The organism is Candidatus Villigracilis vicinus, from assembly GCF_016702885.1.
GTDB classification, from domain to species: domain Bacteria; phylum Chloroflexota; class Anaerolineae; order Anaerolineales; family Villigracilaceae; genus Villigracilis; species Villigracilis vicinus.
The window spans coordinates 14177-35125 of the sequence record NZ_JADJDD010000025.1; the positions used below are offsets into that span (position 1 = coordinate 14177).

At 45.0% G+C, this 20949-nt stretch carries 17 protein-coding genes; 1 reads left to right on the top strand and 16 read right to left on the bottom strand.

Annotated elements, in window-relative coordinates; translation table 11 throughout:
* Positions 1 to 7: 7 nt before the first annotated feature.
* The 6 genes from IPG80_RS15850 to gpmA all read right to left on the bottom strand — a co-directional run bounded on the left by IPG80_RS15850 (position 8) and on the right by gpmA (position 7149).
* The gene (locus IPG80_RS15850; RefSeq protein ID WP_345108666.1) at positions 8 to 874 is read right to left on the bottom strand and encodes a GDSL-type esterase/lipase family protein; all 867 of its coding nucleotides are present in this window, start codon (positions 872 to 874) and stop codon (positions 8 to 10) included.
* Positions 871 to 3813: an FAD-linked oxidase C-terminal domain-containing protein gene (locus tag IPG80_RS15855; RefSeq protein ID WP_345108668.1), complete on the bottom strand. Its 2943-nt coding sequence runs from the start codon at positions 3811 to 3813 to the stop codon at positions 871 to 873. Before IPG80_RS15855 ends, IPG80_RS15850 begins: the two co-directional genes overlap by 4 nt.
* A gap of 10 nt (positions 3814 to 3823) precedes the next feature.
* Positions 3824 to 4435 carry a hypothetical protein gene (locus IPG80_RS15860; protein ID WP_345108672.1) on the bottom strand — a complete coding sequence of 204 codons (612 nt, stop codon included), beginning with the start codon at positions 4433 to 4435 and terminating at the stop codon, positions 3824 to 3826.
* 32 nt (positions 4436 to 4467) lie between these two features.
* Entirely contained in the window at positions 4468 to 5133 is a 666-nt protein-coding gene (locus tag IPG80_RS15865) for a hypothetical protein (protein ID WP_345108675.1), read from the bottom strand.
* 63 nt (positions 5134 to 5196) lie between these two features.
* Positions 5197 to 6351, bottom strand: a complete 1155-nt coding sequence (locus IPG80_RS15870) for a uroporphyrinogen decarboxylase family protein (protein WP_345108678.1) — start codon at positions 6349 to 6351, stop codon at positions 5197 to 5199.
* A gap of 51 nt (positions 6352 to 6402) precedes the next feature.
* Entirely contained in the window at positions 6403 to 7149 is a 747-nt protein-coding gene (gpmA, locus tag IPG80_RS15875) for a 2,3-diphosphoglycerate-dependent phosphoglycerate mutase (protein WP_345108681.1), read from the bottom strand.
* Positions 7150 to 7244: 95 nt separating this feature from the next.
* On the opposite strand from gpmA, the gene mutS reads away from it, so the two are divergent.
* Positions 7245 to 9815 carry a DNA mismatch repair protein MutS gene (mutS, locus tag IPG80_RS15880; protein WP_345108684.1) on the top strand — a complete coding sequence of 857 codons (2571 nt, stop codon included), beginning with the start codon at positions 7245 to 7247 and terminating at the stop codon, positions 9813 to 9815.
* Between the two features lie 347 nt (positions 9816 to 10162).
* Here the strand turns inward: mutS and IPG80_RS15885 are convergent, their stop codons facing one another.
* The 10 genes from IPG80_RS15885 to IPG80_RS15930 form a co-directional block, all read right to left on the bottom strand.
* Positions 10163 to 11464: an O-antigen ligase family protein gene (locus IPG80_RS15885; protein WP_345108686.1), complete on the bottom strand. Its 1302-nt coding sequence runs from the start codon at positions 11462 to 11464 to the stop codon at positions 10163 to 10165.
* Complete coding sequence (locus IPG80_RS15890) at positions 11464 to 12876, bottom strand: sugar transferase (RefSeq protein ID WP_345108689.1); 1413 nt, start codon at positions 12874 to 12876, stop codon at positions 11464 to 11466. The genes IPG80_RS15885 and IPG80_RS15890 overlap by 1 nt, the downstream gene beginning before the upstream one ends.
* A 33-nt stretch (positions 12877 to 12909) precedes the next feature.
* The gene (locus IPG80_RS15895; RefSeq protein ID WP_345110139.1) at positions 12910 to 13194 is read right to left on the bottom strand and encodes a WecB/TagA/CpsF family glycosyltransferase; all 285 of its coding nucleotides are present in this window, start codon (positions 13192 to 13194) and stop codon (positions 12910 to 12912) included.
* Positions 13195 to 13198: 4 nt separating this feature from the next.
* Positions 13199 to 13618: a WecB/TagA/CpsF family glycosyltransferase gene (locus IPG80_RS15900; protein ID WP_345108692.1), complete on the bottom strand. Its 420-nt coding sequence runs from the start codon at positions 13616 to 13618 to the stop codon at positions 13199 to 13201.
* Positions 13615 to 14286 carry a glycosyltransferase family 4 protein gene (locus IPG80_RS15905; protein WP_345108695.1) on the bottom strand — a complete coding sequence of 224 codons (672 nt, stop codon included), beginning with the start codon at positions 14284 to 14286 and terminating at the stop codon, positions 13615 to 13617. The genes IPG80_RS15900 and IPG80_RS15905 overlap by 4 nt, the downstream gene beginning before the upstream one ends.
* A 523-nt stretch (positions 14287 to 14809) precedes the next feature.
* Positions 14810 to 16534 carry a capsule biosynthesis protein gene (locus tag IPG80_RS15910; protein ID WP_345108697.1) on the bottom strand — a complete coding sequence of 575 codons (1725 nt, stop codon included), beginning with the start codon at positions 16532 to 16534 and terminating at the stop codon, positions 14810 to 14812.
* 18 nt (positions 16535 to 16552) lie between these two features.
* The gene (locus IPG80_RS15915) at positions 16553 to 18067 is read right to left on the bottom strand and encodes an oligosaccharide flippase family protein (protein ID WP_345108699.1); all 1515 of its coding nucleotides are present in this window, start codon (positions 18065 to 18067) and stop codon (positions 16553 to 16555) included.
* Between the two features lie 15 nt (positions 18068 to 18082).
* The gene (locus tag IPG80_RS15920; protein WP_345108701.1) at positions 18083 to 18985 is read right to left on the bottom strand and encodes an FkbM family methyltransferase; all 903 of its coding nucleotides are present in this window, start codon (positions 18983 to 18985) and stop codon (positions 18083 to 18085) included.
* Positions 18986 to 19341: 356 nt separating this feature from the next.
* On the bottom strand, positions 19342 to 20727 hold the full coding sequence (locus IPG80_RS15925; RefSeq protein WP_345108703.1) for an SAM-dependent methyltransferase: 1386 nt from the start codon (positions 20725 to 20727) through the stop codon (positions 19342 to 19344).
* Positions 20727 to 20927: a hypothetical protein gene (locus IPG80_RS15930; protein ID WP_345108705.1), complete on the bottom strand. Its 201-nt coding sequence runs from the start codon at positions 20925 to 20927 to the stop codon at positions 20727 to 20729. The genes IPG80_RS15925 and IPG80_RS15930 overlap by 1 nt, the downstream gene beginning before the upstream one ends.
* Positions 20928 to 20949 lie beyond the last annotated feature (22 nt).

A 20949-nucleotide genomic window follows, 5' to 3' on the forward strand; every position in this document is an offset into this window, starting at 1 on the left:
GGATACCTCATGGATTGATCGAACTACTTAAGATTTCCCACCACTTTTGCGTGATGGCTTCATAACCTGCGCTATTCGGATGATTGCCATCATCGTACAGTGTGGCAGGGTTGGTGAAAATATCGGTATTGTAAAAATCCACAGTCAGTGCGCCATATTGGGCAGCCTTGGCGGTGATAACCTCGTTATAGCGCGTTGCCTGCACTGACATGCGCTTCAATTCATCAGGCGTCACAGCAGTAAACGCTTCACCCTTTAAAGCGACTGGGCGTTGTGATTGATCATCCAGTAGTGCAACCAAAACGAGTGCGCCGGATCCACGAAGGCGGCTGAGGATCAAATCCATGTTCGCTTCGAAGTGCGCAAGGTCTTGCACATCTCCCTCATCGTTGATCTCGCCGCCATACTCATATAAGTACCACAGGTCATTGCTGCCGATCCAGACCAACGCCACAGTTCCACGACCTTGAGCAGTTGCATTTTGCAACTCAGTTATGGCGCGATCCAACTGACTCTCCAAACCTTGATCGCCATTGATCAAAGCGTCGGAATTCCAACCTGATTGCCCAAGATTGGTCATTGTAGACCCAGGTCGTACGGCATTCACCTGCTCCAGCAAGCGACCTGGGTACCCGCCCAATCCGGCATCATCGCCGTCACCTTGGGTCAAGCTGTCGCCAAGTGCAACTAAAGTCAAAGGTCCAGCAGGAAGCGCCGCAGGCAAGGTCGCTTCAGCAGGTACAAGCGGAGTCGCAGATTCCGCAGCCGAAATAGATTCAACGGGTGTATCCTCCGCCTGCAATGGAGCTGATTCACCCAACGTACAAGCCAGAATTAAGAAAACCGCTGAAATGATCCAAATAATCTTTTTCATTTTGCCTCCAAGCCAAGTAGACCTGCAACAATAACAAGTGGATGTTCCGCTTCTATGCCTGCACCTTGCTTTATCTGCATTCGACATGCCGCACCTGACGAAACAACCTCAATACTTTCTGCGTCAGACAAAGTTAATGCTCGGATTTTTGGTAAAAGACTTAACTCCCCCACTTGCATTGAAAGCTGATAATGCTCCGCTTCAAAACCAAAGGTGCCTGCCATTCCGCAACAACTTGCGTCACTTAACTCCACATCACAACCACAGGCACGCAACAAAGCTATGGTGGCACCCGTGCCGTTTGGTAAACCATCTTCAGCCATCCCTTCAGCACGTTGATGACAATGTGGGTGAAAAAACAACTGCAGTGACGACATCTGTATATTTTTGGCTACACGCAAATCATCAAAACCTTGTGAACGGATCAACAACTCATCCACCAGCCAAACAGGGCGAGTCTGATCTTCTGCTTCGGCAACCAGGTCACCATATCCAGATTTGAGCAGATAAATTTCCGGCGGCTCCACTCCAACGATAAGCGCTTCTTTCTTCGGGTCGGCTTGATCCAACAACGCAAGCACCCGCCTCGCATAAAGTTTTGCCTCACTCAAAAAACCCTTTGAAAGTAAAGCCGCTCCGCAACCCACGACCGGCAAAACATACACATCATATCCGCAGGCATTTAAAAGATTCAAGGCAGCCTGTTCTACTTGCGGCTCGATAAAACGAGAAAACACATCAGAAATAAATATCACTTTCTGTTTTCCGGCTTCCACATGCGCAAATCCTTTTCCGGATTTTATGCGAGAGTTCGCAAACTTTGGCAGCGGACGGTTTTGCGCCAGCCCCAGTGTTTTTGATATCAAAGTTTTCGATGGCGGAAAGTTCATCAACGCATTGGCAAGCGGCGCCACAGGTGACATCACCTTTGCCACTACGTCAAAATATCCGAACAAATAATCACGCATGGGTCGGCGGTGCGTTTTGTAATATTGATTCTCGAACTCATATTTCAGCTTTGGCATATCCACACCGCTCGGACATTCGGATGTACAACCCTTGCACGCCAGGCAGAGATCAAGAGCCGTGAAAGTTGAATTTTCTATTTCGGATCGACCTCCTTGGATGGTGCCAGGCGAGATGATCAATGCTCGTAGAAGGTTTGCCCGGCCTCTCGTTGAGTTCGCTTCATTCCGTGTCGCCTGAAACGAAGGGCACATCACACCAGTTGATTTACGGCAGACACCCTGCCCATTACAAGCTTCGATCGCACCCACCAAGCCATGCTCATGTTCAAAGCGTAATAAAGGCTGCCACGCTTTGGCGTGATAGGACTCGCCGTAGCGCAAGTTCGTATCCATGGGCGGCGCATCAAATAATTTCTTCGGATTTAATAGGTTATCAGGGTCAGCTGCCTGTTTCAATAAGCGCATGGCTTGAGTCACTTCACTGCCATATGTCCGCTCAATGAATTCGCCGCGCGCGATCCCGTCGCCATGCTCGCTGCTCATCGCACCACCTAAAGACATGGTCAGCGCAAAGACCTGCTCAACAATTCCACGCATTGCCCGGATGGCTTCACCGCGTTGAAGATCCAAGACCGGGCGGATATGTAAACAGCCTGCAGAAGCATGAGCATAGATACCGCCAAAAGTTCCATGGGCATCCAATATCTTTTCCACTTCACGAACAAAATCGCCTAACTTTTCGACCGGGATGGCGCAATCCTCAATAAAAGCAACCGGTCGCGCGGACTGGGGGCGGGAGTCTAAAATCCCCAAACCCACTTTACGAAGATTCCAAATGCGCGCCTGCTCCTCTGCTGTTTCAGCGATGGTTAGTACATCCCCAAGATGACGAATTGCTTCTTTCAATGCCGAGGGCTGATCACCACTAAATTCAACCACCAACACTGCCGCCGGGTCACCCACTACCCAACCCATTTGTCGCGCATATGCTGGGATGCTTCTAGCATTGCGCAAGATCAACTGCGGAATCAACTCCACGGCACTGGGGCTCAGCTTTAGCAACCGCGGAACATCGTCACAGGCTTCAGCAATACTGGCATACGACAAAACGCCCAACATTGTATGTTTGGGCTTTGAGACGAGAGCTACTTTTAATTTACGTATGACCGCCAGGGTCCCTTCGGAGCCTGCCAGCAACGGTGCCAGACTCCAGGTGCCAGGTTTCAAGTTTGCAGGATAATTTTCCCCTGTCCATTGCGGTGGAGTGGATGGGCTCCATGGCAAAAGATAATTAAGGCGATAGCCCGCTGAGTTGCGCCATGATTTTGGATAGTTTTGTTTGATGGCGTCAGAATACTTCTGTCTGATTTCGTGAACAGCAGAGACGATATTCGATAATCGAGTATTCGATAATCGAGTATTCGAATATCGAATATCAGATATCGAATTATCAAACTTCGCCAAACTGCCATCACTTAATATCACATCCGCTTCAAGCAAATGGTCTGCACTCATACCATACAAGATGGAATGAGCACCTGTAGCGTTATTCCCAATGACCCCTCCCATTGTGGCACGTTCCGCCGAAGCCGGGTCGGGACCGAACATCAGACCGTATTTTGCTGCAGCACGGTTGAGGTTTGCCAAGACGACACCAGGCTCAACAAAAGCAGAACGAGATTCCGGGTCTATCTCAATAATCGAATCGAGGTATCGGGAGCAATCAAGGATCAACGCTGTACCAATGGCTTGCCCTGCAAGTGAAGAACCTGACCCTCTAGGAAGGATCGGGACCTGATATTTTGCCGCAAGTTCAACAACAGCATGCAAATCGTCCTGCGTCTTTGGGATGGCGACGCCAAGCGGTTCGATCTGATATGACGACGCATCGGTGGAGTACAAAACACGGGACGCCTGATCGAGGAGAATTTCTCCTCGAAAGTGAGACTTTAATTTCTCGTAGAAATCCAAGGTGTTTACCTTACCCCGGCACAGCCGGAGAATTTTGATTTATAAAAAAGACATGTTGTAAAAATATTCGTACGATAAAGGCAAAAAGCAAAAGGTGAAAAACAGCCATGCCATTAAACATCAATCTTCCAAAAATCTGATTTAATGCTGACAAGTATCCGAATAAGAAACAACCATAAAACACTGCTCCCGCCAGTAAAATTATCAAGCTTCTCTTGTTGATAAATGACATGGTTAAAAAAGCAGAAATCACAAAGGGATAGAAGTGGTACAAGTAGCGCTCATGAGTACCCGAGAGGAAAAGGTTGAACGCCAAATTCACCAATCCAAGATGAAGAAGCCAGAAAATCAGGTCTTCCACACCAAAACGACGTTGACCAGCGAGATACTTTCGGCGGAAATAGACCAACATCAAAACAAAGAGAAAAACATTCACAAACAAAAACAGTCCTATCCCAGTACTAAAAGGGACAATCCCAAACTCTACTACGCTGCTGGTAAATAATTTCAATGGTTCATGAGAAGAAACCAACGGATCCTGAACAAACAGGGACCAAACATTAAAACCATAAGACGAAATCACATCCCCGTGACTACTCCCGGTGGCTAAAATATATTGCAAATGAGAAATATACGGAGGATCAAGTGAAACTGTCAGATCAACAAAAAGAATAGGCAGAAAAATGCAAGGAGAAACAAGAATGCATCTGTGAATACATCCATCCATGTATTGGAATTGAGAAGGATATTTACAGAAACCAACAAACCAAGGGAGATCATACTGAACATGACCAACTGCTTTGTCAACAAAACGCATGAGAGCAGCAATCCAAGGACAATGACGTATACACGGAAACTGAATGGGCGTTGTTTTGTATGGAGGTTATAAAACGCTACCCAAATGAAAATTACCATCATTATCAACTGACCCAAACCATCCACCTGCCCCCAATAGGAAGTGCCAATGAAAGAGGAAGGCAGCAATCCGATCAAGCCCGCCCAAAAAGCAGGATTTGAATTCCCCATTTTTTTTAACAAGAAATAGACCGCAACCACGTTCAACAAGTCTATTGCAGTGAGATAATACCTGAAGCCCGAGATCATTTGGTCGTAATTGATGATCCCAAGGAAATGAACCATCCCACCCGAAAAAAACATTCCAAGGAAGGGATAATTACAACCAGGGCAATTTATATAAATATCCCGCCACCCAAGTGCCCAGGCTTTTGACCAGTGCAAGAATGCATCTATGTCATCTGGCTGGTAATATTTTAGGTAAGTTAATAGCACAAATACCGGGAACACCATCCCGGTAAACATAACCATTGAGTTTTTATTCTTTTTAAGCCAATCAATAAAGTTCATGTACGTCGGCAACGCTTTTTAGCGATACCACCCAAATTCCTCTACGGCATCCACCATGGCAAGAATATTTTCAGCCGGTACATCCTCAAGAATTGTATGGACGGATGCCAGCATGTAGCCGCCGCCATCGCCAAGGACATCAATGATGCGCTTCACTTCCGCACGGACTTCCTCGGGGGTACCAAACGGCAGGACACGATGCGTGTCGATCGCGCCGCAGAAAATAAGGTCTTTGCCGAATTGCTTTTTGAGCTCTGGCAGATTGGACATCTTCCCAGCCGAGGTTTGAATTGGATTCAAGATATCGATGCCCATTTCAACAAAATCCGGCAAAAGCGGGAAGACATCTCCATCCGTATGGAAGAATACTTTGGCTTTGGTCTTCGATTTGATGAATGAGATGTAGTCAGCATGAATGGGTTTAACATAATTTCGGTACATCTTGGGCGAAAGCATCAGGCTGGATTGCATCCCCAAGTCATCACCGATCTTGACGATATCGATCACATCTCCGCATTCATCGAGGAAATGTCCCATAAGGGTTTTGCACATTTCGCCGGTCTTCTTAAGCAGTTCAACCACAAAGTCGGGATGCCGTCCCATGTTGAGATAGAACTTATCCATGCGCTGCATTTCATAAGCACGTTCAACCGGGAATGCCAACCAAGGTGTACCCATAAGCGCGTACTTATTTTCCTGATGAAGTTTTTGTGCATGCGCGCGGACATGTGCTACACGCGTGGGGTCGTTCATGTCGGGCCAGGGATATTTTTCAAGGTCTTCGATGGAATGCGTTTCTGCCAGCGGATGATAAGAAGGGAACCAGTTATCGACTCCGGCTTTGGTCACGCCGCCGCCCCACGAGTTGACGTACATCGAATCGGGTTCACGGTTGGCATTGCGCTCAAGGATATGCTGAGGCTCACGATCCAACACTCCACGCACATCCACATGCAAGCGTTCAAGCATGGGTTCGTCAAGGAGTGCCGTGCCAAGTTCCGGAAAATCGTACAAGTAGCGTTCAGGCGCCTCAAAGTTGAGCAGATTCTTTAGGCGGCGATAGGTCGGCATTTTGATCCCGGTGGCATTGCTTGCACCGATAACAATGGGAACTCGATCTGGAACCTCGTGATTAATGGTTGTAAGGACACGTTCGCGGGAAGTGAGTGGCATATTAATGTTGCAGGGACACAACGGCGCTGTGTCCCTGCCCTTTCTGAATATTTATTTCACTTTACCCTGGTTCGCCACAGCAGCAGCTTTCTTTGCCGCTTCTTCAGGGTCGCCAAGATAATAGTGCTGGATCGGTTTCAGATTGTCGTCCAACTCATACACTAAAGGTAAACCCGTCGGAATATTCAATTCAGTTATTTCGGCTTCGGAAACATCATCGAGATACTTCACCAAGGCGCGGATGGAATTTCCATGCGCGACGACGAGCAAACGTTTGCCCGCTTTGATCTCAGGCGCGAGGGTGCTTGTCCAATAGGGCAGAACACGATCCAGCGTAATCTTAAGTGACTCAGTGGCTGGCAACTGTTCAGGAGTCAGTGAGGCGTAGCGGCGGTCAAATTTCGGGTGACGTTCATCGGTCAATTCCAAAGCTGGGGGCGGCACATCATACGAACGTCGCCAAACTTTTACTTGATCTTCGCCAAATTTCTCAGCAGTCTCGGCTTTATTCAAGCCTTGCAGCGACCCATAATGACGTTCGTTCAATTGCCACGCCCGAATAACAGGCAGCCAGTCGCGATCCATCACATTCTGAATAATGCCGAGGGTCTTGATGGCGCGCTTGAGAACAGAGGTGTAGGCAATATCGAAATCATAACCCGCTTCGCTCAACAACTTGCCAGCCTCGGCAGCTTCGGCTTTGCCGAGGTCTGTCAGTTCAACATCCGTCCAACCGGTGAAGCGGTTTTCGAGATTCCAAGTGCTTTGTCCATGACGGACTAAAACCAATTTATACATATGAACTCCTGAGTGTAACCACGCATGCGTGGTGAATTTTTTCGAATGCGGCTCAAATTATAGCCCAAGTCTTTCGGACATAGTAAAATCAGAGCATGTCCAACGAAGATATCACTCCCGTCCGCAGGCAGTATCTCGATGAAAAAAAGAAACACCCCGACGCGATCCTGTTTTTCCGTCTGGGCGATTTTTATGAAACCTTTGATGAAGACGCCGAGATCACCGCGCGCGAACTCGATATCGTCCTCACCTCCCGCCCCGTCGGCGGCGGTGTGCGCGTGCCGCTCGCGGGCATTCCCTATCACGCCGTTGAAAATTACCTTTCGCGTCTGATCGAAAAGGGCTATCACGTTGCCATCTGCGAACAGATCGGCGAAGTGCCTGCCAAGGGATTGGTTGAACGCAAAGTAGTACGTGTGGTGACTCCCGGAACTGTGACCGAACCGGGACTCTTGCCTGGTGACGCGAATAACTATCTCGCCTCTGTGATCTTGGACTCTTCCGCCTCACCCTCAGGGACAGTTGCCTCTGTTTCTTATACCGACGTGACCACTGGAGAATTCGCCGTCACCGAGCTTCCGCTTGAAGCCCTGCGCGCCGAATTGACACGCCTCCACCCTGCTGAAATTCTCTACCCCGATAATCAAAAACTTCCCGATGGCATCATTGGTCACACCACGCCATTACCTGCATGGAAGTTCGAACCTGGAAAATGTAATGAAGTCCTGCTGACGCAGTTCAAGTCATCTACCTTGGATGGCTTTGGATTGAAAGCGAACAGCCTTTCTGTCCGCGCAGCTGGGGCGATCATTCAATACCTCAAAGAAACTCAACCCGACGCACTCAACTTGTTGAATTCCCTGCGCTCCTACAGCCTTAACGAGTTCATGACCCTCGACTCATCCACCCGCCGCAACTTGGAATTGGATGAAACCCTGCGCGGCGAGCGCAAAGGCTCGCTACTCGGCACACTTGACGCAACCATTACCCCGATGGGCAAACGCATGATCCATCAATGGGTCAGCCAGCCGTTGTTGAATGTAGAACGCATTACGAAACGCCAGAACGGCGTAGAACATTTCGTTCAAAACGGCATGATGCGGGCAGAACTGCGCGAGTCGCTCAAACCGATCGCAGACTTGGAACGCCTGATCAACCGCGTCATCGCCGGGCAGGCGCAGCCGCGCGATCTGGTGGCGATGCGCTCAACAATCGGCTCGCTGCCAAATATTTTGCAGGCGTTGGAAGAAAGAGGGAAGAAGAAAGAAGTTCAGTTGCCTTATGTTGATTTATTGAGCGAGCAATTGTCGATTCTACAAAACGCATTGGATGATGACCCGCCCGCGACATTGCAAAACACGGGCGTCATCCGTGTTGGGTATTCGGCAGAACTCGATGGCGTGATGGATGCATCCAAACATGCGCGGGAGTGGATCGCCAACCTTGAATCTGTGGAGCGTGAAAAGACTGGCATCAAGACTCTCAAAGTCGGCTACAACAAAGTCTTTGGCTATTACATCGAGATCTCGCGCGGCGCGGCAGATAAAGCGCCCGAGCATTACATCCGCAAGCAAACTTTGGTCAATGCCGAGCGTTTTATCACGCCAGAGATGAAAGAATACGAAACGCTGGTCTTGAATGCCGAAGAACGCGTCAAAGAGATCGAAACTCGTCTTTTCAAGGAACTTTGCGCAGAACTCGCTAAAGCAGCAAATAAGATCCTTGCAACGGCACGCGCTATCGCCGAACTGGATGTGCTATCCGCTCTCGGCGAAGTGGCAGCTTTGAATGGGTACACCAAGCCTCAAGTCCACGAAGGAAGCGAGCTGGAGATCCACGAAGGGCGGCATCCGGTCGTTGAGCAGTTGTTGAAGTCTGACCGTTACATTCCTAACGATGTCATCTTTGAAAAAGGCGAGATCGTGCGGGTCATTACCGGTCCGAACATGAGCGGCAAGTCGACTTATTTGCGGCAATCAGCTTTGATCGCGTTGATGGCACAGATGGGCTCATTCGTGCCCGCGGCTTCGGCTCGAATCGGTTTGGTCGACCGCATCTTCACCCGCATCGGCGCGCAGGACGAAATCCATGCTGGGCAATCTACCTTCATGGTCGAGATGGTCGAAGCGGCGAATATTTTGCATCACGCCACGAATCGCAGTTTATTGATCCTAGACGAGATCGGGCGCGGCACTTCAACCTATGATGGTTTGTCCATTGCATGGGGCATCATCGAATACATTCATAATCATCCGCAACTGCGTGCAAAGACCTTGTTTGCAACTCATTATCACGAGTTAACGCAACTTGCCGAGTTACTACCCGGCGTACGCAATTACAATGTCGCCGTCAGTGAAGCGGATGGTAGTGTGGTTTTCCTGCACAAGATCATTGCAGGCGGCGCGGACAAATCCTACGGCATTCACGTTGCCCAACTGGCAGGCTTGCCCGCTCCAGTTATCAGCCGCGCCAATGAGATCATGGCTGAGCTTGAAAAATCAGCAGCACGCGGTGTGAAGATCAACCCGCAAGCAGCGCAACAAGTGGCGCTGTTCCCGGAGACCAATCCGCTGCTTGATGAATTGAAGGATATCGATGTCAATTCACTTTCGCCGATCGAGGCATTAAACAAATTATTCGAATGGCAAAAGAGGTTTGGGAAGTAATCTCTGAGCATCCCACAAAACTCGGGCGCTGTCTAAGTGGTCGAATAAAAAAATAATTAGAACCTGTCTCAAAATGTCATCCTGAGCGATAGCAAAGGATCTCTACCCCTAATGTAAGAGACCCTTCGGTCGCAAAAAACGCTCCCTCAGGGTGACAAGGTATTTTTGAGATAACTTGTAGAATTCCGTCATTGTGAGTCTCGCCTTTTCCGACACCTCTCTCAAATCTTGGGATTGCTTCGTCGGGATACTTGCCCATTATGCAAGTACTGGGAGAGCAGCCGCATTACATGCGTACCTGCTGCAAGGTCCAGGCAATGACGGTGCTTTTTTAAAATTTAATTCGATCACTTATTTGCATACGTTTCGTCTTTCTTATCCAAAAGCACTATTTCCTTCAGGGTAATAGTGGAGACCGCCACCATTAAAATCCAAACAAAAACTTCAGTCTCAAAAAATAAGCTAAAAGTAAGATTTGCCAAAAACGTAATAAAAAACAATAAAACAGGGAAATATCCCTCAATCTCGATCGGCTTCAATAAATTACGAACAATATTGATCCAAATCTTTAAGTAGTAAATTAAAAACAAAACAAGCCCGACCAATCCCAAGTTAAGCAAAATGTCAATAAAACCATTATCTCCGATCATTATAGGATACCCCCAACCAGCAAGGTCACGCATATAAATACGAAAATCACGATCCGCCCAAATAGTACCAAATCCACTTCCGAACCAAGGGCGTAAAGGGAACACCTCGCGAAATAAAATCCCCCACATTGGAATGCGGCCGGTTAAACTTACATTTTTACCAAATAAACCAAAAATAAAATCTATATTTAGCAGCACCCCAAAAAGCAGAATAAAAACAAAAAATAGTAAATAGTAATAATGCACGGGTCGTAAAGCGTGCCTTATTCTTATCCATACAAACAGGGAAAGGAAGCCAACGTGGAGCAAGAACATTACCATCCAGCCTGAAGCAGATTTTGAATAAAATGCAGCAACCAAAGAAGCGAAGTAAAGAAAGACGGAACCTATCCTAACTAAACTGTCTATCTTTACTTTTGGCGAAAAAAACAGCATCAAGTATACGAGAACAAAGACTGGAAGAATATTCCCAAAATGGTTTTTATGCCAAAAAATTCCCCGCCACGCCCCATTGTAAGGTGGATTTGTATCAGTCCCCCCCATTGGAAGCAGCCAAATAAACAAAAAACTCATGACCATTACTGACAAGCTAAAATAAAACAAAATCTTCATAAGTTGCAAAATTGAGTATTTAGTTCCGATATAAACAGCCACACAAGAGGCTAAAAAAAACACCAAACTACGATGCAAAGTTACCAGCCATGAAGTTGACCAAATCACAGAAACCAGCGAAAACGATACAAAAACTACCAAACCAGGCTGAAGTCTCCATAACTGCAAATACTGGTTTTTTAAGTTACCCCACTTAATTAGATATACCATAAACAAGACAGCAATCAACCAAAAAACAACTTCACGCCAGGCTCGCGCGTAAATTCCATCAACAGTTGGGTATAAATCTGAAACAATAAAAGCGCGAATGTTCGCAAAATAAAAAACAAGAATCAAGAACAAGCTTTCAACAATTACTTTATACCTAACTTGGATAAATGCAATCATTAATATGCTCCTTTACCAAAGAGAACAACCCAAACAGTCTTGATCAATATCTGAATATCCAAAAGAATGGAATAATTTTGGATGTAATACAGGTCGTCCTCTGTGTTCAAGTGCATGGGGCGGTCACTGCGTCCATTCACCTGCCACCAGCCGGTAATGCCCGGGGGCACGGCAAAACGTTTGCGTTGCCAGGGTTGGTATTTATCCACCAAATGTGGCATCTCAGGGCGCGGACCAACGAGACTCATATCGCCCCGTACAACGTTTAGGAATTGCGGCAGTTCATCCAGACTAAAGCGACGAAGAAATCGACCAACCCTGGTAACGCGTGGATCTGACCTGGTTTTATGAATTATTTTTCCGTCTTCATCTCGCTTCTCTACCTGACTTTGCAATTGTTCTGCGTTTCTAACCATGGTCCTGAATTTGAGCATTTCGAATAAATGCCCGTTCGCGCCAACCCGTGCCTGCTTGAAAAAGATCGGCGCGCCATCGTCCAGAAAAACCAACAGCGCAGAGAATGCCATAAGTGGCAGAGCAAGCGCAAGCGCAGCAAGACCGAAGGTCACATCAAAGCCGCGTTTGAGCATGTGTTGGTAATCATCCATGGCAGATGCCCTTAGATCCAGCATGGGGATTCCGGCAAAATCTTCTATGGACGTTTTGTATAAAGCCAGATCAAAAAAGCCCAGCGCAACCCACACTCTTACAGGCAGGTCTTCCATTCGCTGAACGATATCCCCCATTTGATAATACGCAGAATGAGGCAATGCAATAACGACATCTGTGATCGAATGTTTATTAAGCACTTCACGGATTTCCTCCGCTGCACCCAGGTACAAGGTTGGGTCGACAGCTTTCATGGATGCATCGTCAACGAACCCTTCAAACTCAAGGTCGAGCGACGGTGAAATCAGCAATTGCTCTTTGACCTTCTGCCCCAGCGCACCTGCACCAACAACAAGAATATGCCGCTTCTTTTCTGGAGGTGTTTTTTGACTACGAAAATAAATTCGAATCAAAATTCGCCAGGCAAGGCATATCAGATAAACGATCAGGATAAACAGAAGGAATAATGCACGCGAAACTTGACGGTAGGACAAATACAGAATCCCTGCCGCTGAAACAGACGCGATCAACATAGCAAAAGTAAGCGCGGAAAATTCGTCAAAGACCCGCAGATATTTCCGTCCGTCGTAAATTGATAAAGAAGAGTAGATCAAAACCCAGATCAAGGGAAAGAGAAAATACAAAGTTAATGGAACCAGCCCCGGAGTCTCTATCACCTTAAACCATGGAATACTATTAAAAAAAGGGCGGGCATACACTGCAAGTTTTAACCCTGTCGAAACCGCCAGCATATCCAACACCATTGAAAAAAGAGCAAAATTAATCGAGAATCTTCGAAGCATGCTACTTATAAACCCCAAGCAGGTCTAGAATTGCTAAGTTACAAAGCGCGGGTTGTGATAAAGATACCGCCGCCACAACCGTCGCGGCTCGGTCAAAAGGCGGAAGAACCATTCCAATCCAAGTCTTTGCAGCCACGCAGGGGATTGTGGCTTCACGCCCGCATGAAAGTCGAACGCGGCGCCAACCCCAAGCATGACAGCATTGATGGCATTCCGTTGTTCTGCCATCCAAACTTCCTGTCTGGGGCAACCAAGCCCTACGAAAAGAATTTGCGCACCTGAGTTTTTTATTTCTTGAACGACATCCTTTTTTCGGATTCGTTCAAATCACGAAAAGGAGGGCTAAAAGCATAAACGATCTGTAATTCTTGGAATCGCGCTCTTGCATTTTTAGAATCAATTTGCCTAAAACTTCGGGGGAGCCGCCGTAAAAGCCAATCGGGATTTTTTTACATGCAGCCAAATCCAGTACATGCAGCATCAGCGTCGGACCGTAAACACGCCGCTGGTCTTTTTGTCCTTTTAGACGCATCATCCAAACAACGGGCATACCATCCGGAACAACAAGGTCTGATGAGTTTATTATTTGTTTGTATAATGGCACATCGTGAGATTCCATTATCATGTGTGTGTTCGCAGCACAAACAAATCGCCCTTCTTTATGGGCTGCCCACTCACCAATCATCTTCGATGCTTGAGAGTAGTTTACTGCATCAAGGTAGATGTCTAGCACTGTCGTCATCTTGATTCGATCAATTCATCATACACTTTAATAAGTGTATGATAACAACGTTTGTCCGTATAATAATTCTCAAAAAACTCCAATCCATTTCGCCCCATTGTATCAGCCTCCGTTGTATGATCCCACATCCATGCAGCTTTATCGGCTAGATCACGAGGGTTTCCAGATTCAAATAGCAGCCCCGTATATTTATCGGAAACAATCTCACTTGTAACTCCGAGATTTGACGCAACCACCGGAACGCCTTTTGAATATGCCTCAACAATTACCATACCAAAAGTTTCGTAATATCCTCCTGATGGCACAATTAAGAAACGCGCTTTATTGATCAAATCTGATAACTCTTCTTCGCTTAGTCGCCCAACAAATTCAACATGATTCAAGTGGTGAAGTTCAACAAATTGTTTTGCTTGCAAGGTTAATTGCCCATCTCCACGAATTTTTAATGGGATTTTCAATAAACGCCACGCTTCGAGAAGGGTTTCCACTCCTTTTTCAGGATCAAGCCTCCCAACAAACAAAGCATACTCTCCACTTTTATCTTTTGCGCTTACGTAAGGCAATTGTCTAACATAATGCGGCATGACAACAATCTTCTCGGAGGGGAAACCACTCTGAATAAACAAGTCTTTATAAAAATTAGTTGAACATAAAAATATATCAACCATTTGTTGCCAGGTTTTTAACCATCGATGGATCGACACCATCGAAGCTACAACCCCGTATGCAGCCGGGAATTATGATAACAAGCGTGCAACACACCCGGCCATGGTATGTTTGTTCCCAGACATTCCAGGCAAAGTTTCCCGTCCCGAAAAAAAATTCGCAGACGGGCATATTAATCTTTGATTATCAAGAGTTTGAACGACCGGAATTCGCAATTCCCGACACGCATAATATGCGGCGGGGGAAATCAACGGAAACGTGTTGTGAAAATGAACAACACTAGGTCTTTCGTCTTCAAGGATTTGCTTTATTTTTCGATACGATGAAAAAGACCAGACTGTCTGCAATGCCACAATTGCCTTATTCATTTGCTCGATCTTTTTATTATCCTCAACATATGTTATTACTTCATGACCATACGAACGAAGAAGTTCCACCTCTGCGTGGAACACAGTATCTTCCCCGCCTGGCTGAACATAATAATTATGAACTTTAAGAATACGCAAAAGATTCAACCTTTTAAGATTAAGATGAAACAAAATCTTCAGCCGGGTAAATGAAAGGAGTGTTATTCAAAATACCGTTGCAGATAATATCCAACCCAATGGATTGCCCAGGTATAAGCTCACTTATATTTTTCACAGTAACACGGTACGGCGAACTCCTGCCCGTTGGCTCAAAAAATTCTAAAGGTATCATCCGTCTAAAAAAGAAATGGTATGCATATTTGCGAGCACGTTTTATTTTTTCTTCATCCAGTCGCTTATTTAATGGCAACTGATCCAACAAACCAAGATACCCGTCAACAGATGACGCGTCAAGAGTAATGCCTTTGTTGCGAACCCACGCCTCACCAGCAACAATCACAGGGATTCCGATACTGGTTAGTTCCACACCCATTTTTGTTCCAAAAATGATCACTGAATCACATGTTGACATAGCAGCATAAGTGCTAATATGACTCTGAGGAGGGATTACGAAAACATTTTTTGGAAGGTTAGGAAACCTTTCTTTGATTTCCTCTACAATTGTCTGCCTTGAGGGAACAGTACCACGTATCTCTGCCGGGTGAACTCTTATTAAAAGGTTCAAATCAGGACGTTCTTCAAAATACTCGATCGTCTTCATTACCCAATCCAACATGTTCGGAAATGCGTTTGCTGGATAATGAAGCTGGGCATCCCATAAAACATTAGTCAACATCCCGATGCATGGCTTGGAAAAATCAACGCCTATTTCCTCAGTTATTTTACCCAAGTCAAAGTAAGGATGCTCGTGAAACCAAATCCAATCCTGAGATCCTTCCCATCTACTTTTTAAGTAATCCAACAAGTCGGACTCTACTTCAGGATTCCATCGAATATCTTCCCAATCCTTAACGGGCTCCGACATTAGTGTATGATGATATGTATCTTGATGACTGAATATAAAACGCTTCTTTCTATAAGCGGGATTCCAATTTACCACTCGTACATTTTCTTTACGCGCAACTTCACCTATTAAACCTTGCGGTACATAAATCCCATGATGAAATACCGCAGCCTGAAAATCCACTTTCTTAAGCAGGCGCTGCACAGCCATAGTAGATAACAAAGCAGACTTAAAAAAACGTCGCAAAACTGGTTCGGTATCAGGTTCCCCGGATAAAGTGCCGCGCGCATAGAATCTCAAAGTTCCTGCAATCGCATGTTCACCCACACTACAACCTTCAAATGTATAGCCCGCTATTTCATTAACTGCTATCGTCGTAGAAAGATGGTCAGCCCATTGCTGCTCTTCCGTTGTAACAAGGTCACCATATTTATGAACAGTAACTCCCAACGACTTGTATAATTTATTAGCAGGAGCAAAACAATGTTTACACAAGTCCTTACTAGGACCATACTTCACAAATGTTTTTCGATTTGGATACCATGAAACATCACAAGCAAAGCAAGCGGGCAAAAAAGAGTCACACAATAGAACATGGACATCTGCGCCTCTTAGTGTAAGTGCAACCGCCAAGACACTTTCCAAATTTGTTCCAGCAAAATATTGTCCAATGCTGGTGCCGATTAATATTTTGGAACCATTTTTTGATTCAATCAAAAAAGAATCCCACATTGCCCTGCTTGCATTTAACGTCTTCGACCAGGTTGGATGCCCAGTTTGTTTTACATTCATCCATTTTATGAAAAACTTAAGCCAACGGTCCAAAAATTTATTCTGTCGCCTGTAACGATTAACAAGGGAGATAATTTTATTTTTCATCCTACCTCTTTGAAATTGCTAAGGTTTCTTGAATTTCTCAATCCAGGGAAATGCAAACATGAAATCCTTTAATAAGAAAAAAAATAGAGGGTAGACAGTCAAACAAATAACAAGGTAAAACATTCCTCCTAAACACAAAAATATAATAAAAGAATAATTGAAGTTTGATTTCAACCAGTATGATAAGCCAAAGATAGAAAAGCTGATAAACATGAACGACAATGTGTCTTTAAATATCCAGTCCAACTTTTCTTTTTGCAGGATATATCGATGCATAACCTGAGGCACAATCAAATAATAAGTTATATTAAAAAAGACCCATGCCACCCCTGCCCCCGCAATGCCATGTCGATGAATCAGGTAATACATAAGTGGAAGCAGAACAACCAAACTTATCGCGTTATTCCACAAGGCAATCCAAGTAATACCCGCAGCAAGCTGCAACACATATGGAATATACATCATCAAATTAAACATGGCCGCAATGGACAAAACGGAAAGGGTGGGCGCTGAATTAATCGCAACATCCGATGATCGGGTCCAGATCAAAAGGATGTCGTAAGAATAAAAATACATGATACTGGAAACTGGAGCAACAACAAAAGAAACACTCTTTGCAAGTTTGTGATATGTAGCAGCCAACGCCTCGTGGTTCTGGTCGGCAATTAATGAAGCAAACCTCGGGAATGCAGCAGAAGAAAATGGCGTAGCAAACAAAGAGATCGCCATATAGGCTGTGTTCGCAGTTGTGTAATAACCAACCTGACGCAAAGACAATAAACTGCTTATCAAAACACGGTCCAATTGCTTTAGAAAAGCAGCAAACAGGGAATTAAGACTAACAGATGCACTAAAACGCAACACCAGTTTAAATAAAGAAAAATCAACTCGGGCCCCTTTCCCTCTCATGGATCTCAAGATCGTCCACGCAGCACTCCTCATAACGATCAACTCCACAAGAGCAAACAAGAGATTCCAGAGTAAATATGCAAGAATTGTTTGTGACAAATAAATAATCACCAACACAGAACCAGTTCCACGAGCAGTGGTCATCACAATGGATAAGAAGTTATAATAAACCTGCCTCTCAGCACCTTGCAAAACCCCGATGTAAAGCGCCATAGGCCATCGAACGGCAAGAGTTGCCCCAAATGTTATTACCGCCAATCGAACTGTATCAGCAGTCAAATTTTCTGTGGTAATCCAATCTGAAGAGAGCCAGTATGATGCAAAATAAAAACAAAATACAATAATAATTGAAACTGATCCATATATTATTTCAAACGTGCGGATTAATGTCTGGATTTTACGTGTATTTTCTGGCTTGTTAAGATCCAATGCAACTTCACGGTTTGTTGTTGTACTTAAGCCTAAATCCAAAAAACTTATGAGCGCCTGAAGGGAAACAAAAAAACCTACCAAGCCATATGCTTCAACCCCAAGAAAATGCAAATAAACCGGAACCAAGATAATGTTCAATAGGCTTGGCCAAACACGTCCAATAAAATTTGCAATAATATTGCTCCTCAGCATATTTTTTTATTCCGCCTAGTCGCGAGTAAATATATAATTACAGGTGGAAGATTCACTTCTGCCATGGCTTTTTATTATGTGAGTATGAAAACCATACAACCCAAGAAATCCCACAATTTGCTCAGATGTCTCCAAACTAGGTTCAATTTCAACCAGAACACTCCGTAATCCCGGGTATTGCAATGTTTCCACTACACCTTTAAGAACTTTTAATTCGATGCCATCCACATCCAACTTTATATGCGTTGGAGGGGACATGCGAAACATCTTAATAAAATCATCAATCCGATAACTTATTACAGGTTGTTTAAAAACTGGTTTAAATGCCTCTCCGAGATTATTAATCGGCAAACCTAAGGCGTGCAATGCTGCTCCCGGGGCAAGGCTACTATAATTTAAGACGCCAAGATATGTTTCATCTGAGAGAGCAATGCACAATGGAACAATGCGCTCCTGGCATGAATTCAAGTTAACATTCCGAACTAGTTGAGCGTATGTAGAAAAGCTGGGTTCAAAGGAATAAATCTTGGCCAGCCCCCTTGTGTGACAATCTGCAATAAATGAATAAGAGCCTGTATTCGCACCAATGTCAAAAAATATATCTCCAGGTTTTACATAAGTCTCGATCCACTGCACTGTCTCTGGTTCTTTTCTAGATGAATTCGTACGAACCACGTACTCGGTTACTGAATCGGAATATAAGTAAATATCAGATCGTGCATAGTCCATCTTCACCGTAATTGACAGTCGTTCTTTAACTTCAACTAACAATCTTTTGGGCAGTAAGCGCAATAATGCCAAGATTAAAGACGCAACGATATTAATGATTCGATACCAAATTCGTAGAACGCGAGACGCTAGTTGTTTCAAAAAACTCCAAACATTAGGAGGCAATTTCTCCTTAAGCAGTTCTTTCATAACATACGGTGCCTGTACATTTTTATTTCACTCATTGTATTCACTCCGTCAAGCAATAACTCCAATATCTAAGTTTTTTTCCCTGAAGATTCGAAACTCATCCAAGCATAATTTTAAAGATTTCAACAATCGTATTATAGACAAATTTCAGGAAACTGCAATGCGACTTATTTCCCTATCAATCAGCCATGAATTTTTACGATATTGTCGTTTCGATCGCTATTTAAGAAGTTTGTAGTAATAAAAGAAAGGCAATGGATAAGGTAGAGACACAAAAATGTTCCACAGTAGGCTTGCACACATTATGGAAATAATGCCGCCTAAATCTCCCTCTGCCCCCCAGAGCTTATCAAATTTTATGTACGCATCTCCATCAAATACAAAAAGCGCTCGGTCCCAGCGATGGCTATTTTCTCACGGGTTATAAACTTTTCGCCAAAATATCTCTCGAAGCCCTCGACAGTATATTCATCGAAAATATCCAATCGTGAGGAAAGCAATTTTTGAACCTGCGAGTCGGATTTTGGTACAAACTCAATTACCAGCCATTTTCCAAGACCGTGAAAGAAATTTGCAAGCTCCGCCAGGGGGACATTGTTTGAAATGGCAAGGTGATGAATGATCGCCAAGGCAAATACCATTTCAGCGGGAGCGCGTTCAAAAAGAGAATCGCGCTCGCGTCCATTCCAACCAAGGGACGGGCTTGGGCTGGTTAAATCCATTACCAAAGGTAGAAGCTGCTTTTCTTTCGCTGCCTTAACATTAAGGTAATTCTTCTCTACCGCAGCGGGATCAAGGTCGAAAGAAATTGATGCAATGCCCTTTTCTGCTGCAATACGGGTAAATAAGCCCGTATTAGCGCCCAGGTCCCAAACTGACTTGGGCTGTATCCGAGAAACCCAATCGTCCAGAATTTCTTTTTTCGTCTGGAACGCAGAGTCAGAATAATTGGTAAAGGTGTAATACTCTCCCCAATCCGTTCCTGTCGGTTTCCATAGCAGAGACTGAATGGTTTTCTTGAGATTATCCAGCAATGCGAGCATGGCGTCCTTGCTCATCCTTGCCGCATTCGTTCTAGGAGCATCCGGTCGAGAATCTGAAAGACGAGATAAAGCATGCGCATGCATGTGTATGTGGGTCAGCAATCCAAATCGTAGTCTTGTAGAAAAAGGCAAAAGGCGGCTGGCAAGATCAAGTGGAATTCCGTCAATATAAACTTTTAATAACTGTGAAAGACGAATATCCACCTTAGACATTAAAGCAAGTGGAGCCAAAAAATGCTGGCAAAACTGCTTATAAGCAACCCAGGGCACTCCATCTTGATAAGTTTCGAAGGAGAGTGTATCGATCAAAATAGCTCTACCTTGATGAAACTGAATGTTATATGCACTGGCATCCTTCAATGACATGCCGTATTTCAATGCACGGCGCTGGATGGACAAAGTGGTTAAAGCTGCATCCTTAAGTTGAGAGAATGACCACTCATATGGATAAGAAATAAAACCTACCTTTTCAGGTTGAATCACCTTATATGCACCCTCAGATTCATAAGGTGCAATATCCGTCTCTTGGTGTTCGATCAGCAACCCAGCCTTCAGCAGATTTTCATACAAACCAGAGCTCATTAAAAGGTCGTATTCCGCTGAATATTTTTTATTAACTTGACGATACAGGGTACCAGAGTGCCTGAATAAATAACCGCTCGGGTCGCGGAAAGAGGCGGAATGCTTGTCGGCTGACACTACTTCTCCTCACTTTCGTCATCCGAATCCGGGTCTGAATCTTCAGTCTTTACCCCAAACCAGCCTTTGATACGCTTCCACTGTGAACGGACGAGGATTCCTCCGCCAAGCAACACAGCAAGGATCATCTGCATCAGGATGCTTCCTGAGCCTGGGTCAAGGTAAAGGCGGGGCAACAGCAGTATTGAAACAAAAAACATGGTTATATTCCTTTTGGGGTGA

What these genes read in the sequence shown, in the direction of transcription:
- gpmA (WP_345108681.1), bottom strand. Translation starts at nt 7,149, where the DNA reads ATGTATAAATTGGTTTTAGTCCGTCATGGACAAAGCACTTGGAATCTC.
- IPG80_RS15850 (WP_345108666.1), bottom strand. Translation starts at nt 874, where the DNA reads ATGAAAAAGATTATTTGGATCATTTCAGCGGTTTTCTTAATTCTGGCT.
- IPG80_RS15890 (WP_345108689.1), bottom strand. Translation starts at nt 12,876, where the DNA reads ATGCTTCGAAGATTCTCGATTAATTTTGCTCTTTTTTCAATGGTGTTG.
- IPG80_RS15885 (WP_345108686.1), bottom strand. Translation starts at nt 11,464, where the DNA reads ATGATTGCATTTATCCAAGTTAGGTATAAAGTAATTGTTGAAAGCTTG.
- IPG80_RS15905 (WP_345108695.1), bottom strand. Translation starts at nt 14,286, where the DNA reads ATGGTTGATATATTTTTATGTTCAACTAATTTTTATAAAGACTTGTTT.
- IPG80_RS15915 (WP_345108699.1), bottom strand. Translation starts at nt 18,067, where the DNA reads ATGCTGAGGAGCAATATTATTGCAAATTTTATTGGACGTGTTTGGCCA.
- IPG80_RS15930 (WP_345108705.1), bottom strand. Translation starts at nt 20,927, where the DNA reads ATGTTTTTTGTTTCAATACTGCTGTTGCCCCGCCTTTACCTTGACCCA.
- mutS (WP_345108684.1), top strand. Translation starts at nt 7,245, where the DNA reads ATGTCCAACGAAGATATCACTCCCGTCCGCAGGCAGTATCTCGATGAA.
- IPG80_RS15910 (WP_345108697.1), bottom strand. Translation starts at nt 16,534, where the DNA reads ATGAAAAATAAAATTATCTCCCTTGTTAATCGTTACAGGCGACAGAAT.
- IPG80_RS15920 (WP_345108701.1), bottom strand. Translation starts at nt 18,985, where the DNA reads ATGAAAGAACTGCTTAAGGAGAAATTGCCTCCTAATGTTTGGAGTTTT.
- IPG80_RS15870 (WP_345108678.1), bottom strand. Translation starts at nt 6,351, where the DNA reads ATGCCACTCACTTCCCGCGAACGTGTCCTTACAACCATTAATCACGAG.
- IPG80_RS15865 (WP_345108675.1), bottom strand. Translation starts at nt 5,133, where the DNA reads ATGTTTACCGGGATGGTGTTCCCGGTATTTGTGCTATTAACTTACCTA.
- IPG80_RS15900 (WP_345108692.1), bottom strand. Translation starts at nt 13,618, where the DNA reads ATGACGACAGTGCTAGACATCTACCTTGATGCAGTAAACTACTCTCAA.